Annotated in this window: 8 protein-coding genes; 4 read left to right on the plus strand and 4 right to left on the minus strand. The window is 69.2% G+C overall.

The features are described 5' to 3' along the window. The first annotated feature begins 40 nt into the window (after positions 1-40). From JRI60_RS50240 to JRI60_RS50250, 3 genes are all read left to right on the plus strand, one after another. Positions 41-5317, plus strand: a complete 5277-nt coding sequence (locus JRI60_RS50240; RefSeq protein WP_204229448.1) for a trifunctional serine/threonine-protein kinase/ATP-binding protein/sensor histidine kinase — start codon at positions 41-43, stop codon at positions 5315-5317. A 163-nt stretch (positions 5318-5480) separates the two neighbouring features. Further along, positions 5481-7769, plus strand: a complete 2289-nt coding sequence (locus JRI60_RS50245) for an ATP-binding protein (protein WP_239470206.1) — start codon at positions 5481-5483, stop codon at positions 7767-7769. Positions 7770-7820: 51 nt separating this feature from the next. Next, positions 7821-8081 carry a hypothetical protein gene (locus tag JRI60_RS50250; RefSeq protein WP_204223253.1) on the plus strand — a complete coding sequence of 87 codons (261 nt, stop codon included), beginning with the start codon at positions 7821-7823 and terminating at the stop codon, positions 8079-8081. Between the two features lie 30 nt (positions 8082-8111). Here JRI60_RS50250 and JRI60_RS50255 read toward each other — a convergent pair whose 3' ends face one another. Together JRI60_RS50255 and JRI60_RS50260 are read right to left on the minus strand one after the other, a co-directional pair. Then, positions 8112-9542, minus strand: coding sequence for an aldehyde dehydrogenase family protein (locus JRI60_RS50255; protein WP_204223254.1), 1431 nt, complete (start codon positions 9540-9542; stop codon positions 8112-8114). 33 nt (positions 9543-9575) lie between these two features. Continuing rightward, on the minus strand, positions 9576-11213 hold the full coding sequence (locus tag JRI60_RS50260; RefSeq protein ID WP_204223255.1) for an acetolactate synthase large subunit: 1638 nt from the start codon (positions 11211-11213) through the stop codon (positions 9576-9578). Positions 11214-11313: 100 nt separating this feature from the next. Here JRI60_RS50260 and JRI60_RS50265 point away from each other — a divergent pair, with 100 nt between their 5' ends. Then, complete coding sequence (locus JRI60_RS50265) at positions 11314-12198, plus strand: LysR substrate-binding domain-containing protein (protein ID WP_204229450.1); 885 nt, start codon at positions 11314-11316, stop codon at positions 12196-12198. A gap of 23 nt (positions 12199-12221) precedes the next feature. Here JRI60_RS50265 and JRI60_RS50270 read toward each other — a convergent pair whose 3' ends face one another. Both JRI60_RS50270 and JRI60_RS50275 read right to left on the minus strand, forming a co-directional pair. After that, the gene (locus JRI60_RS50270) at positions 12222-15122 is read right to left on the minus strand and encodes an ATP-binding protein (RefSeq protein WP_204223256.1); all 2901 of its coding nucleotides are present in this window, start codon (positions 15120-15122) and stop codon (positions 12222-12224) included. Between the two features lie 67 nt (positions 15123-15189). Beyond that, on the minus strand, positions 15190-15984 hold the full coding sequence (locus tag JRI60_RS50275) for an SAM-dependent methyltransferase (RefSeq protein ID WP_204223257.1): 795 nt from the start codon (positions 15982-15984) through the stop codon (positions 15190-15192). Between the last annotated feature and the right edge of the window lie 9 nt (positions 15985-15993).

The raw sequence follows: 15993 nt of genomic DNA on the forward strand, positions 1-15993 counted from the left end.
CGCTCCCGACGAAGAACACGGCACGCAGACTCGAGCCATGATGTTTGAGATCCCAGGATACAAGATTCTCGGTGCGCTCCGCGCCACGGGTTTGAACGCGCTCTTCCAGGGGGTGCGTGAGGCCGATGGCCTGCCGGTCATCATCAAGACTCCCGCGACCCCCTCCTCGGGCCCGCGCGAGCGCGAGCGCTATCGCCGGGAGTACGGCATCCTGCGACGGCTGCGGGACGTGAGCGGCGTTGTCCAGCCCTATTCCCACGAGCAGGTGCACGAGCGCCCCGTGCTCCTCATGGAGAGGGTGGAGGGCCAGCCCTTGACCGACCTCGTGGGCCAGCCCCTGGAGGTGCCGCGCTTCCTCGAGCTCGCCCTCCTCCTGGCGACGAACCTGGCGGAAATCCACCGCCACGGCGTCATCCACAAGGACATCAAGCCGGCCAACATCATCATCGAGCCGACGGGAAGAACCCGCTTCATCGACTTCGGAGGGGCCACGCTGCAGCGGGTGGAGCACCTGGAGGCCGCCCCCGCCCCTCTCATCGAGGGGACGCTGGCGTACATGTCGCCGGAGCAGACCGGGCGGATGAACCGCCTCGTCGACTACCGCACCGACTTCTATTCACTGGGAGTCACCTTCTACGAGCTGCTGACGGGGAGTTGTCCGTTCCAGGCGCGCGATGCGCTCGAGTGGTTCCACGCGCACATGGCCCAGCACCCGCGGCCCCCCCACGAGCTCCTCCCCTCCATTCCGCCCTCCCTCTCGGCCATCGTGATGAAGCTGCTCGCCAAGACGGCCGAGGAGCGCTACCAGAGCGCCGAGGGACTGAAGGCGGACCTGGAGAAGTGCCGCGAGGGGATGCGCCAGGGAACACTCGAGGTGTTCCCGTTGGGCGCCCGGGATGTACCCCTGAGACTCACCCTGCCGCAGCGGCTGTATGGGAGAGAGGCCCAGGTCTCCACGCTGCTGGAGGGATTCGAGCGGGTCCGCCACGGAGGACGGGCGGAGCTGATGCTGGTGCGCGGCTACTCGGGCATCGGCAAGTCGTCGCTGGTGCAGGAACTGCACAAGCCGGTGGTGCAACGGCGTGGGTTCTTCCTGAGTGGGAAGTTCGAACAGTTCCAGCGCGACATTCCCTACGCGACGCTGGCGCGGGCGATTCGAGGGCTGGTGCAGCAGTTGTTGGGGGGGAGCGACACGGAGCTGGCCCGGTGGCGGGAGCGGCTCCAGGAGGCCTGGGGGGACCAGGGCCGGCGCATGGTGGAGCTCGTCCCCCAGCTGGAGCTCATCGCGGGCAAGCAGCCCGCGGTGGAGGCGCTGCCACCTTCCGAAACGCGCAGCCGCTTCAATCAGGTGTTCCGCGAGTTCCTCGGCGTGTTCGCCACGCCGGAGCACCCGCTGGTGGTGTTCCTGGATGACCTGCAATGGGCGGACACGGCCAGCCTGCAGCTGCTGCAACACCTGCTCACCCACCCGGAGACGCCACCGCTGCTGCTGCTGGGGGCCTACCGGGACAACGAGGTCAGCCCCTCCCATCCGCTGATGCTGACGCTCGCGGCGTTGGCCAGAGCGGGCGCGCGGGTGACGGACCTCCAGCTCGAGCCGCTGAGCCAGGAGCAGGTGGAGCAACTCGTGGCGGATGCGCTGCCGGGCGCGGGGCGGGAGGTCGTGGTCCCCTTGTCCGAGCTGGTGCGCGAGAAGACGGGAGGCAATCCGTTCTTCCTCAACCAGTTGATGCTGGCATTGGACCAGGATGGGCTGCTGGTCCGCACGGCCGAGGGAGGGTGGAAGTGGAACGCCGAGGGTGTCCGGGCCATGGGCTACTCGGACAACGTCGTGGACTTCCTGGTGGGCAAGCTGCGCCAGCTGCCCGGGGAGGTGCGGCGTCTGCTCAACCTGGCGGCGTGCGTGGGCCATGTCTTTTCCCTGTCCATGTTGCGCACCCTCTCGGAGATGGCGGACGTGGGCGAGGTGGAGCAGGGGCTCGGGCCCGCGCTCCAGGAGGGCCTGTTGATGCGAGGAGGACCGGAGCAGTACCGCTTCCTCCATGATCGCATCCACCAGGCGGCCCATGCCCTCCTCTCCGAGGAGGAAAGGAAGGTCATCCACCTGCGCATCGGCCGGGCGATGCTGGAGAGCCTCCCGCCCGAGGAGCTGGGCGAGAAGCTCTTCGACGTGGTGAGCCAGCTCAACGCCGGGGTGGAGCTCATCCAGGAGCCCGAGGAGCGCCTGCACCTGGCGAGGCTGAACGCGGAGGCGGGAATGAAGGCGATGGCCTCCATCGCGCATCACCCCGCAGTCACCTACTTCACCAGGGCGTTCTCGCTCATCCCGGGAGACCCGTGGGAGACGGATGCCGCCCTGGCCTTCCAGGTGAAGCTCGAGAGGGCGACGTGCGAGCTCGTGAGCGGCAATGCCGCCGAGGCGGGCCGCCTGGTGGAGGAGCTCCTTCCCAGGGCACGCACCCACGCGGACATGGCGGCCGCCTACCGGTTGAAGGGCGACGTCTTCGTGGGAACGGGCCGGCTCCAGGATGCCCGCGACTGCCTGCTGGAGTGCCTGGAAAAGCTGGGCATGCCGATTCCCGCCAACCCCTCTCCAGAGGAGGCGGCGGCCTTCCAGGAGGAGGTCTGGGCGCTGCTCGGGGAGCGCCCCATCGAGCGCCTCGTCGACCTACCACCCATGGCCGATCCGGACATGAAGGTGAGGATGAGCGTCCTGGCCTCGCTCTTCGCGCCGGCGTACCTCACCCATCCCCACCTGCTCATCATCGTCCTGGGCCGGATGGTCACCCTCACCGTGCGTCACGGTTTCACGGAGTCCTGCGTGACCGGCTTCGGCTGGCTGGGGGTGATGGTCGGCGCGTTCTTCAAGCGGTACCGGGAGGGTTATGCGCTGAGCAGACTCGCTCGCGATCTCGTCGAGCGTTACAACCTGGTCCACCGGCGCCCCAATATCCTCTTCAGCCTGCAGTACATCAGCTACTGGAGCCAGCCTTTCTCCGTGACGCAGGAGGTCGTCCTCGACGCCTTCCGCCATTCGGTCCAGGCAGGTGATGTCCTGACGGCTTGTTACAGCGTCATGTCCATCATCCTCAACCGCATCATCATGGGGCACGACCTGGATGACGTGTACCGGGACTCGGCCCAGCGAGCCGACTTCGCACGCGGGGCTGGGAGCGTGGATGCGCCGGACGTCCTCCTCATCTACCAACGCTACGTGCAGCAGATGCGCGGGTGCTCGCTCTCCTTCGACACGCTGAGCGGGGAGGGCTTCGACGAGAGCGCCTTCGAGGCGTCCCTGACATCCACGCGCATGAGCGCCCTGCGCAGCACCTATTGGATCGTCAAGCTCAAGTCCCGCTACATGTGCGGCGCCTACGCGCAAGCGCTCGAAGCGGCGGACAAGGTGAGCGGGCTGCTCTGGGTCACGAAGATCAGCATCAACATGCTGGACTTCCACTTCTACCGGGCCCTGACGTTGGCCGCGTGCTGTGAGGGACAGGGGGCGGAGGCACGGGCGAAGTCCCTCGAGGCCATCCAGCAGCACCATGCGCAGATCGCCGAGTGGGCGGACGTCTGTCCCGAGACCTTCCGAGCTCCCGAGCGGATGGTGTTCGCGGAGTGGGCCCGCCTGGAGGGGCGGTCGGACGAAGCGACCCGCGCGTATGAAGAGGCCATCCGTCTGGCCCGTGAGAACGGCTTCATCCATTACGTCGGCCTGGCGGCGGAGCTCGCGGCGAACCTCTGGCGCGCGCGGCAGGCGCCGACGGTGGCCCTCGCCTTCGCTCGGGATGCCCGGTCGGCGTACCAGCAGTGGGGAGCCCGGGGCAAGGTCCAGCACCTGGAGGCCCGGTGGGACGGACTGGCCCCCTCGCGAGACGCGGTGGACGACTCGACCACCAGTACGGACTCGACCCAGATAGACGCGCTCACGGTGGTGAAGGCGCAGCAGGCCATCTCCGGGGAAATCGTCCTGGAGCGGCTGGCGAGCACCCTGATGCAGGTGGCCACCGAGAACGCGGGCGCCCAGCGTGGCGCCCTGCTGCTGCCGAGTGGGGACACCCTCTCGCTCGCGGCCGCCTCGGAACAGGGCAATCCCGAGGAGCTGCCGTGGACGCTCCTCGCCTACGTCAAGCGCACCCACGAGCAGGTGCGCATCGACGATGCCTCCCAACCGCACCCCTTCTCGTCCGACGAGTACCTTCAGCGCGGTGAGGTCCGGTCCGTGCTGTGCCTGCCACTCATGCGGCAGGAGGTGTTCTCCGGAGTGCTGTACCTGGAGAACAAGCTGGCCACCAACGCCTTCAGTCCGGCACGCACTTCGCTGCTGAGCCACCTGGCCTCACAGGCCGCCATCTCCCTCGAGAACGCGCGGTTGTACGCGGAGGTGCGGAGGGCGGAGGTGGCCCTGCGCCAGGCCAACGACGAGCTGGAGCAGCGGGTGGAGGAGCGCACGCGCGAGCTGAGGGAGGCCCAGGCCCGGCTGGTGGATACGGCACGCGAGGTGGGGATGACGGAGGTGGCCTCCAACGTGCTGCACAACGTGGGCAATGTGCTCACCAGTGCCGTCATCAACATCGAGATGATGCGCAGGCATGTGGGCGCTTCGCGCGTGAGCCGGGTGAAGCAGACCTCGGCCCTGCTCCTGGAGCACCGGAGCAACCTGGCGGACTTCCTCACCCGGGACGCGCGAGGCAGCCAGCTTCCGGACTACCTCGCCAGTCTCTCCGACGAGCTGTTGCGCGAGCAGGAGAAGTTGACGGGGGATGTGGAGACGATGGCCCGGCACATCGACCACATCCGAGCCATCGTGCAGGTGCAGCAGACCTACGCGAAGACCTCTCTCATGGAGGTGGAGTGCGAGCTGTCGCAGTTGCTGGACGACGCCCTGCGCATCCAGCTGGGTGCACTCAAGCGCCACGGCGTCACCATCCTCCGGGAGGTGTCGGCGGTACCGAAGGTGCAGGTGGACAAGCACAAGGTGTTGCAGATCCTCATCAACCTCATCAGCAACGCGAGGTACGCGCTGGAGGTGCTGCCGGAGGGGCAGAAGGAGCTGAAGGTGAGGCTGAGCGCGAAGGATGGACACGCGCGCATCCAGGTGGTGGACAACGGCATGGGAATCGAGGCGGGTGTCCGGGAGAAGCTCTTCGCGCACGGCTTCACCACGCGCAGGGACGGCCACGGTTTCGGACTGCACGCGAGCGCGCTGGCGGCGCAGTTGATGGGAGGGCGCCTCACGCTGGAGAGCGAGGGCCCCGGCAAGGGCGCCACGGCCACGCTGGAGCTCCCCCTCCGACGAGAGCCTGGTTCCCCATGACCCACTTCAAGGGTACTCGCCGGGTTCCGTGACGTCTTCCCGGAGGCGGAAGAAACCTCGCGGGCAGACGACCCCTTGCAATCTTCCTGGGTGAAATTTTCGAGAGGCCGCGGGTGTCACCTTGGGTTCACAACCCACCTCCTGCCTCCTCCCGCGCCTCCCCATGCCTCCATCTTCCGGCCCTCGCGCCCCGCTGGCCCGCTCGACGCTCCTCAAGATGGGGGGGCGCATCGCGATCATCATCGCCCTCTCCACGCTCTTCAGCTACCTGCACATGCTGCACGCGCTGAGAGCCGAGACGCTCGCGCAGTTGCAGCAGCATGTCTCGGAGCGGGCCCAGCGCGAGCAGGGCATCTTCCTGTTGGCGGAGGACAACCATGCGCTCTTCAGGAAGACGCTGGCGGAGAGGATTCATACACTCCAGGGCCAACAGGAGGATGTGCGTGCGCGCTTCGACAGCCTGTTCACGCGGCTGCCCGATGGCACGGTCCGCTGCCGGAGCGAGAAGCTCGATGGCACGCGCATGGTGCAGCTCTTCGTTCCCCGCCAGGTGGTCCTCGATGACGATTTACGCACCCGGATCCTGGCCGCGTACGACGTGCTCACCTGGTACGCCCCCGTCTTCCATGTCCGCTTCACGACGACCTACGTCACCTTTCCGGAGGGAGCGATCGCGGGCTTCTGGCCGACGCTTCCCACCTGGAGTCTGGAGCTGCCGCCTGACTTCTCGCCCGCGGACTACGAGGACTTCGCCCTGGCCCAGCCCGAGAAAAACCCCCAGCGGTTGACCCGCTGGACCGGCATCTTCCTGGAGACCATCTCCAACCTCTGGATGAGCTCGGTCGTCACCCCGGTGGATGTGGACGGGCGCCATGTCGCGACGGTGGGGCACGATGTCCTGCTCGACGAGTTGATGGACCGCACCATCAACGACCACATGCCCGGAGCCTACAACGTGCTCTTCCGCGACGATGGGCAGCTCATCGCTCATCCCTCGCTGAAGCCGCGGGGCGCCACCGTCGCCTACAACATCCTGAGTGCCGCCAGTCAGCCCGAGGTCGCGGACAAGCTCCTCGGCTCACGGGAGGACGCGGCCCACCTGCGCGGCCTCTTCGAGCGGGTGAAGAGTCGTCAGTCCGACCAGGCCACCTTGGAGCTGCCGGAGTACGACGAGCACCTCGCCGTGACGCGGCTGAGGGGACCCGGATGGAACTTCGTCACGGTGCTGCCCGAGCGTGTGGTGTCGCAGCCGGCCTTCTTCGCGGCGCGCTACGTGCTGCTGCTGGGCATCCTGTCGCTGCTGGTGGAACTGGTCATCATGTACCGGGTGCTGCGGCAGCAGATAACGCAGCCGCTGCTGGCGCTGACGAAGGCCACGGACAAGGTGGCGAGCGGTGACTTCAAGGTGGCGCTGGACACGGCCCGCGGCGATGAGCTGGGGCAGCTGGCCGGAGCCTTCCAGTTCATGGCCGACGAGGTGCAGCGGCGAGAGGAAGCGCTGAAGCAGGCCAACGATGGGCTGGAGCAGCGGGTGGACGAGAGGACACGAGAGCTCAAGGACGTGCACCAGCAACTGGTGCAGACGGCGCGCCGGGCGGGCATGGCGGAGATCGCCACCAACGTGCTGCACAACGTGGGCAACGTGCTCAACAGCGTCTACACGTCGGCCCAGGTAGCCAAGGAGCGGGTGATGGGGATGAAGCTGGAGCACGTGGGACGGGTGGCGCACCTGCTGGAGGAGCACAACGAGGACCTGGCCAGCTTCCTGACGCGGGACGAGCGGGGGAAGCACCTGAGGCCCTTCCTGGGCAAGCTGGGCAACAACCTCCTGGAGGAGCGCAAGGAGGTGGTGACGCTGCTGGACGACGTGGGACGGTACACCGAGCACATCGGGGACATCGTCAAGGTGCAGCAGAACTACGCGAGGACGCCGAGGATGCAGGAGCAGGTGTCGCTGGCGGAGTTGCTGGAGGACGCGTTGAGAATCAACTCGGCGGGGCTCGTACGGCACCAGGTGAAGGTGCGGAGGCAGTTGGAGCCGTTGCCGCCGGTGATGACGGACAAGCACAAGACGCTGATGATCCTGGTGAACCTGGTGAGCAACGCCAAGTACGCCATGGATGGGGTGGCACGGAGTGAGCGGCTGCTGACGGTGAAGCTGGAGAAGGCCGCCGACAACCGCTTTCGCATCGTCATCCACGACAACGGGATGGGAATCGCGCCGGAGATGCTCACGCGCATCTTCCAATATGGCTTCACCACGAGAGAAGAGGGGCACGGATTCGGGTTGCACTCCAGTGCCCTGGCGGCTCAGGAGCTGGGCGGCTCCTTGAGCGTGCACAGTGAGGGGACAGGGCGTGGTGCCACGTTCACCCTGGAAATGCCCTTCATCCCGGTCCGGCATACGGTAGGAGGCGAAGGGGGGCGAGTCCCAGCCGTGCAGTCCGCGTGACGTGCTAGCCTCCCCGAGCGCAGGCGCCTCCCTTCTCAGCGAGTGCCCGTCATGACCATCAAGAGCATCCCGCCCCGCCCTCCGGGCATGCCCGAGCCCGAACCCGTCGAGCCCGTGGGCTCGGCCCACCTGCGGCTCGACGGTACGCTGGAGCTACGGATGCGCGCCAAGGCTCCGGGCGCGATCGTGGGCGAAGCGCTGTTCATCCTCAAACCCAACGATCCCCGCTATGCCTCGGTGCTCGAGCACCTGGGTGATCTCTCCCCAGGGGGTTACGCCCCCGTGAGGCCCTTTCCCCCGGGAACGCTCTGAAGCCTCGGAGCTGAGGCCAGGCGCGGAGCATCACCCCTGGCGCAACACCAACAGCCGCAACTCGGTCATGTCCTCGATGGCGTACTTCACGCCCTCGCGTCCCAGCCCCGAGCCCTTCACGCCACCGTAGGGCATCGTGTCGACGCGGAAGCTCGGAACGTCCCCCACGACGACGCCCCCCACCTCCAACTCGTCCCACGCCCTCATCGCCCGTGACAGGTCCTGGGTGAAGACTCCCGCCTGCAGTCCGTAGCGCCCGTCATTCACGGCGCGGAGCGCGTCGTCGAACGTGCGGAAGGGCTGGAGCAACACGACCGGCCCGAACGCCTCCTCCGCGCTCAGCGGCTCGTCAGCGGGGACTCCCTCCAGCACGGTGGCTTCGAGCAGCGCTCCGCGCCGCCCTCCCCCAGCCAACACACGCGCCCCACGCCCCACCGCGCTCTGGATCCACCCCTCCAGCCGCCGTGCGGCGGGCTCGTCGATCATGGGACCGAGCGTGGTGGACTCGTCCCTGGGGTTCCCCGCGCGCAGCGCCCGCGCCCGCGCGACGAGCCGCTCGCTCAGCGCGCCATACAGGTCCTCGTGCACGAGCACGCGCTGCACCGAGATGCAGCTCTGCCCCGCCTGGAAGAAGGCGCCGTGGGCCAGCCGGTCCGCGATGAAGTCCAGGCGCTCTCCCTGGTCGCCGTCCACCACGCAGGCCGCGTTGCCACCGAGCTCCAGAACCACCTTCTTGCGGCCAGCGCGCGCCTTGAGCTCCCACCCCACCTTCTCCGAGCCGGTGAACGAGAGCAGCTTCAGCCGGTCATCCTCGATGAACGGCCCCACGTCCTCCAGACGCGTCGGAAGGACCGAGAAGGCGCCCTCGGGGAGCTCCGTCTCGGCGAGCACTTCGGCCATGAGCATCGCGCTCACGGGCGTGCGGTCCGACGGCTTGAGCACGAACGGGCAGCCCGCGGCGATGGCGGGCGCCACCTTGTGCGCCACCAGGTTGAGCGGGAAGTTGAACGGCGTGATGAACGAGCACGGCCCCACGGGCACGCGCTGGGTGAAGCCCCGGTAGCCGGCCGCGCGCCGCGACACCTCCAGGTTCAGCACCTCGCCCTCGCCGCGCACGGCCTCCTCGGCCGCCGCCTTGAAGGTGTCGATCAGACGGGCGACCTCGCCACGCGCGTCGCGCAGGGGCTTGCCCGCCTCGATGCAGAGCGCGAGCGCGAGCTCCTCGGCCCGCTCGCGGAAGCGACGCACGCAGTGCTCGAGCACTTCCTGCCGCGCGTACGGAGCCAACCGCCGCATCGGGCCGGCCGCGCGCACGGCGGCGGCGATGGCCTCCTCCACGGCGCCCGCGTCCGCGAGGGCGACACGCGACACGACCTCGCCCGAATACTTGTCGGTCACGGCCAGGTCCGCGTTGGGCTGCCGCGGGCGGTTGGCCAGGTAATACGGGTAGCGTTCCAGCATGGCGTTCCTCTCTTTCCTTCAGGTGCTCGTGAGTCAGTGCGCGGCGCCGTCCTCGACCCCGGCTCCGAGCGCGCGCGTATTGTCCGAGTAATCGATGGGCAGGTCGATGACGTGCACTCCGCCCGATTCCAGGCAGCGCGAGAGGGTGGACCCGAACTCCGAGGCACTCGCCGGGCGGTGTCCGCGCGCGCCGTACGCCTCCGCGTAACGGACGAAGTCCGGGTTGCCCAGCTCCATGCCGAAGTCCGGGAGCCCCATCGTCCCCTGCTTCCAGCGAATCATCCCGTAGCCGTCGTCGCGCACCACGACCACCGTCAGGTCCAGCTTCAGACGCACCGCCGTCTCGAGCTCCTGCGAGTTCATCATGAACCCGCCGTCGCCACACACCGCGAGCACCTTGCGCCGGGGATGGACCAGCCTGGCCGCGATGGCGGATGGGAGCCCCGCCCCCATCGTCGCGAGCGCGTTATCGAGCAGCAGTGTGTTGGGCCGGCGGCAGCGGTAGTAGCGGGCGAACCAGAGCTTGTACATGCCGTTGTCCAGACACACGATGCCATCGTCCGGCATCGCGCGCCGCACCTCGGCGACGAGCCTCGCGGGGTAGATGGGGAAGCGCTCGTCGTCGGTGCCGCGCGCGAGCTGCGCGTCCAGCCCGGCCCGGGCGCGCTCGAAGGGAGCGAAGTCCCAGTGAGAGCGCGAGCCGACCCCCTCCGCGATGCGCCACACCGCGTTGGCGATGTCGCCGGTCACCTCCACCTGCGGGAAGTACACGGGGTCCACCTCGGCCGACGAGAAGTTCAGGTGGACCACCGTGCGGTGTTTGTCACGCATGACGAACGGCGGTTTCTCGATGACATCGTGGCCCACGTTGACGATGCAGTCCGAGGCGTCGATGGCCCGGTGGACGAAGTCCCCATCGGAGAGCGCCGCGGTCCCCATCCAGAGCGGATGGGTCTCATCCACCACCCCCTTGCCCATCTGGGTGCTGAAGAAGGGCATTCCCACCCGGTCCACGAAGACGCGGAGCATCTCCGAGGTGAGCTTGCGGTTGGCGCCCGCGCCAATCATGAGCAGCGGACGGCGGGCGGACGCGATGGCCTCGACGGCCAGGGCGATGGAGGACTCGTCGGCCACGGGTCGGCGGTAGGCGCTGGGCACGAGGGGCACGGCGTCGGAGGACTCTCGCGCCACGTCCTCGGGCAACTCCAGGTGCGTGGCACCGGGGCGCTCCTCCTCGGCCCGGCGGAAGGCCTCGCGCACCGCCGAGGGGACGTGCTCCGAGGAGACGAGCGTGCGGGTGGACTTGGTGAGCGGTCGCATCATCCCCACGACGTCGACGATCTGGAAGTGGCCCTGCTTGCCAGCCTTGATGGGCTTCTGCCCGGTGAGCATCACCATGGGCATGGCACCGAGCTGGGCGTACGCCGCGGCGGTGACGAGGTTGGTGGCGCCAGGCCCCAGCGTCGCGAGACACACGCCCGCGCGCCCGGTGAGCCTGCCCCACGTGGCGGCCATGAAGCCCGCGGCCTGCTCGTGGCGGGTGAGGACGAAGCGCACCCCCGAGGCACGCAGCGACTCGAGCAGGTCCAGGTTCTCCTCGCCAGGGAGTCCAAAGACGCAGCGCACGCCCTCCGCTTCGAGCGCTTTGACGAACAGATCCGATGCCTTCATGGGGTTTCTCCTCCGAGACGAGGGGAAATCTACGCGTGGCCCACGATTCGTACATTCGTTTGTTCCCATGAACCCGATAGGCATTGCCTATGATGGAGGAATGGAGCTCCGCCACCTGCGCTACTTCTCCGCCGTCGCGGACACGCTGCACTTCGGACGCGCCGCGCGGCGCATCCACGTCTCGCAGCCCACGCTGTCGCAGCAGATCCGCCAGCTCGAGGAGGAGCTCGGCTCGCCGCTCTTCGAGCGCGCGCGCAGTGGCGTGCGGCTGACGCAGGCGGGAGAGCTGTTCCGCACGTACGCCTCACGCGCGCTGGAGGACGTGGACGCTGGCCGGGTGGCGGTGAGCGCGCTGCGCGGGCTGGCCACGGGGACGCTGCGCGTGGGCTACCCTCCGAGCATGCGCGGTGTCGTGGTGCCCGCGCTGGCCGCGGTGCTGCGCGGACACCCTCGCCTGGCGCTGAGCGCCGAGGAGGCGGTGGTGAGGCGGGTGGAGCGGCGGCTCACGGACGGCAAGCTGGACGTGGGACTGGGGTACTCGCCCGCGCGCTCACCGGACCTCGACGCGGAGCCCGTCTTCGATAGCAGGCTGGGACTCGTCGTGGCGAGGGGGCACCCGTTGGCTGGAGCGGAGTCCGTGGGGGCGAAGCAGCTCGCGGGCGAGTCGTTCGCGTTGCTCTCGCGAGGGCTGCGCGTGCGCGCGCGAGTGGACGCCTACTTCGATGCCATGCGGCTCGCGCCGCACATCGCGCTCGAGTCGAACGCGGTGGCCACGGTGCTCGCGATGGTGCGCGCGGGTCTCGCCATCACCGTGCTGCCCGAGCCGCGACTCCCCGACGCCGAGCGCCTGGTGGTGAAGCGGCTGTCCCCGGCACCGCGAACCGAGCTCGCGGCGCTCCTCTGGCGCAAGGGCGCGCCGCGCACCCCCGCGGCGGAGCTGTTCGCGGCGGAGGTGCGCGCGCGGTCGAAGGAGGACGCCGGGTGAGGGAGCGGGTCCTCCGCTCCGGGTCAGCTCTTCGCGAAAGGGCCCTTGCCCCTGCGGTATGCGACGACGGCCTGCTCGGGAGTCATCGCCGTGCCCTCGGCCCAGACGGCGGCGAACAGGGTGTCTCCCAGCTCGCCGCGCGCGTGAACGACGGCCTCGTCGAACTCCGTCTGATCGATCCGGTCGAGCGCGCTCCCACTCCTCTCGAGCAGGGCCTGCGCCGCGGCGAGCAGGCCCGCGGCACGGTCTGGCTGCTGCTGCATCCCCGCCAGCCGGGCCAGGCCCACGAGCGACGCGGCGATGCGGCACTTGTCGCCCTGCTCGCGGCACACGGACAGGCTCTCCTCGAACAGCGATTCCGCCAGCGCCAGCTCGCCCCGGCGCAGCGCGACCAGCCCGCGCACGTGCAGCGCGGTCGCGATCCCCGTCTTCGCCCCCAGCGCCCTGTAGTGCGCCAGGGCCTCGTCGCAGGGAGCCGTGGCGCGCGGATAGTCCCCCTCGCCCAACCCCACCCGCCCCAGCTCCGTCAGGCAATGGGCGATCTCGTGCGGATCCCCCGTCTCGCGCAGCAGGCCCAGGCACTCCTCCAGCCGGGTGCGCGCAGTGGCGAAGTCTCCCTCGGCCAGCGCCATGCGTCCCAGGTCGGAGAGGCCGGCCGCGAAATACATCCGGTCTCCCAGGCCCCGGAAGATGGCCACGTTCTCCTCGAAGTACGCGCGGGCCGCGGCGTAGTCGCGCCGGGCCAGCGCATCCCAGCCCAGCTTTCGAAGCACGTAGGCCGCGCCCCGGGCATCGCCCAGTTGCCTCCGCAGCGACAGGCTCTCCTCATCGTACCCGCGGGCCTTCACGGGGTCCCCCAGGCCGCGCGTCGCGTTTCCCAGCACGCTGAGCGACATGGCGATGCCGTGCAGGTCTCCCAGCGGGCGCAGGAGCTCCAGGGCCTCCAGGCAATGCGTCCGCGCCACCGCGAAATCGCCCTGCTCGGTCCCCAGGGACGCCGCCACCAGGAGCGCCTTGGCCCGCAGACCTTCCGGTGCTCCGCGGCCTTTCTGCAATGCCGCCTCGGCCCAGCGGCGCCCCTCCGCCAGGTGTCCCCGGTTGCCCCAGAACCACATCATGGCCACGCAGAGCCGGAGCGCCACCTCGGCCTCCGCGTTCTCCAGCGCCCAGCTCAGCGCCGCGCGCACGTTGTCGTGCTCCCGGCCCAGCCGGTCGAACCAGACGAGCTGTTCCGGCCCCCGGAGCCGCCCGTCCGCCTCCTCCGCCAATGCCAGGAAGTACGCGGCGTGCCGCTGGCGCAATCCGGCCGGGTTGCCCTCGGCCGAGGCCCGCTCCCAGGCATACTCGCGGATCGTCTCCAGGATGAGGAAACGTGGCTCCCCATCCGGCTCCACGTCCTGGCGCAGCAGGCTCTTGTCCGCCAATGACGCGAGGCCGTCGAGGATGTCGAACCCCTCCGTCCCCTCGCACACCGCCTCCACCGCCTGGAACGTGCAGCCTCCGACGAACACCCCCAGCTGGCGGAAGAGCGCCCGCTCCTCGACGGAGAGCAGGTCGTAGCTCCAGGCGATGGCCCCCCGCAGCGTCCGCTGCCGCGCGGGCAGATCCCCCAGGTTGGACGCCGAGAGCGCCAGCCGGCTCGGGAGGCGGCGCAGCAACATCGGAGGGGGGAACTGGCGGACACGCGCGGCCGCCAGCTCGATGGCCAGCGGCAGGCCGTCCAGCCGCGAGCAGATCTCCGCCACCGCGGCCGCGTTCTCCTCGGACAGCCTGAAGTCACTCCGCACCGCCGTCGCCCGCTCGACGAAGAGCCGGACCGAATCGAACTCCATCAGCCGCTCCGCCGGGGGGAGGGCCTTGAGATCCGGAAGCGCCATCGGCGGGACCGGGTAGTCGTGCTCGCCCGAGACCCACAGCAGGGCCCGGCTGGTGACGAGCACCTTGAGCTCCGCGCCCGCCCTCAACAGGTCCACCACGACCGGCGCGGCGGTGGTGACCTGCTCGAAGTTGTCCAGCAGCAGCAACATCTGCCGGCCGCGGACGCGCTCCTTCAGGCACTCCAGCTCCGTCCGTTCTCCGTCCGCCTTGACGCCGAGGACCTGGGCGATCGCCGACGGAACCAGCGCCGGGTCCGAGACCGACGCCAGCTCCACGAACCAGACCCCATCGCGGAACTCGTCCAGCATGTGGTGCCCGGCCTGAAGGGAGAGCCGCGTCTTGCCGGTCCCCCCCGGCCCCGTCAGCGTGAGCAGGCGCACCTTCGGATCTCTCAGCCGCCGCTGGAGCTCGGCCAGTTCCCGCCACCGGCCGACGAACGCGCTCGGCGGGGACGGGAGGTTGTGCGGCCGGGGCTCGAGCGAACGCAGCGGTGGGAACTCCGCCGGCAGCGCGGGGTGCACCAACTGGTAGATGTGCTCGGGCTCTGGAAGATCCTTGAGGCGGTGCTCGCCCAGGTCCCGAAGCGACGCGCCCCCGGGCAACGCACCGGGCTCGGACACCGCCGTGGCGACGACCCCGGAGAGCACGATCTGCCCGCCGTGCGCCGTCGACATCAGGCGGGCGCACCGGTAGAGGGGAGCGCCGAAGTAGTGGCTCCCCTGGGGCTCGACCTCTCCCAGGTGCAGGCCCATCCGCACCTTGAGGGTGCCCAGCTCGCCCCAGGGCTCCGCATGGAGCGCGCGCTGGCCTTCCAGCGCCGCCGCCAGGGCCTCCGCCGGCCGGGGGAAGGAGGCATAGACGGCATCCCCCACCGTCTCGAACACGACGCCGCCCTGGGTCTCGACCGCCTGCCGGAGCAGCTCATGGTGGCGGCGGACCGCGGACCGGTACGCGTCCGGGTGTGCCTGCAGCAGCCGGGTCGAGCCCTCGATGTCGGTGAAGAGGAAGACGACGGTGACGGTGGCCCGGGCGCTGGAGGAATTCATCGGCGTGGCTGCTTCCCGTCCGGTGCGCCCGGCTCGACGAGTGTCTCGGCCATCCGAGCCTACCTGTTCACCGGCCCCCCTGGGGAGCCCTGAGTGCACGCAGCCGCTCGACCATGGCTTCGTCCACCTCGGGAGGGCGGGCCGGAGGAATGTACAGGGTCATGGACGGGGGGATGTCCGCCTCCGCGAGCCGCTTCAGGGGAAGACGGCGGATGGTGGGCTCACACCCCGGGAGCGTCGAGGCCTGGTAGAGGCACACCTCGTGGTCCTCGGAGTAGAACGGGAGCAGGCGCTCCACCAGCAGCGGCAGCGCCGAGAGGTCATACCGCTCCTGCTTGTAGGTCCAGTCACCGATGGCGCCGATCTGCCAGAGGATGACGGCACTCGACACATCGAGGGGGCGCCGGTACAGCAGGAAGTCGGTGGCCTCATAGGACTGACAGCCGGTCTTCGGGTCGACACCGAGGTCGGCGAACAGGCAGTCCTCGGCCGAGATGCCCGGGAGCATCTGGGCGCGATAACCCTCGCGGCGCGCGCGCCGGATCGCCTCGTGTGAGGGATAGGCGAACACGCCCGGGTGACCATACAGTGCCAGACACGTGAGCTGGCCGGCGCGCACGCACGTCAGCACGCGCTCGACCATCTCCTCATAGGTGTCCGTGCGGAGCTTGCCGTCGGCATAGAGGCCCACCAGCGACTCCGCACCGCGCGGGTTCAGGTCCTGGATCACCGCCACCGAGACCGGATTGGACACGATGTACAGCACCTTGTCCGCCCGGCGCATCCAGGCGATGGCCTCGGTGGTGAGCTGGCCGACCGGACTGATGCCGGTGCCGACGACGATCAAGGAACCTTCGCCCATGACGTGAAC

The sequence above is a fragment of the Archangium violaceum genome, from assembly GCF_016887565.1.
In the GTDB taxonomy this organism is placed as follows: domain Bacteria; phylum Myxococcota; class Myxococcia; order Myxococcales; family Myxococcaceae; genus Archangium; species Archangium violaceum_B.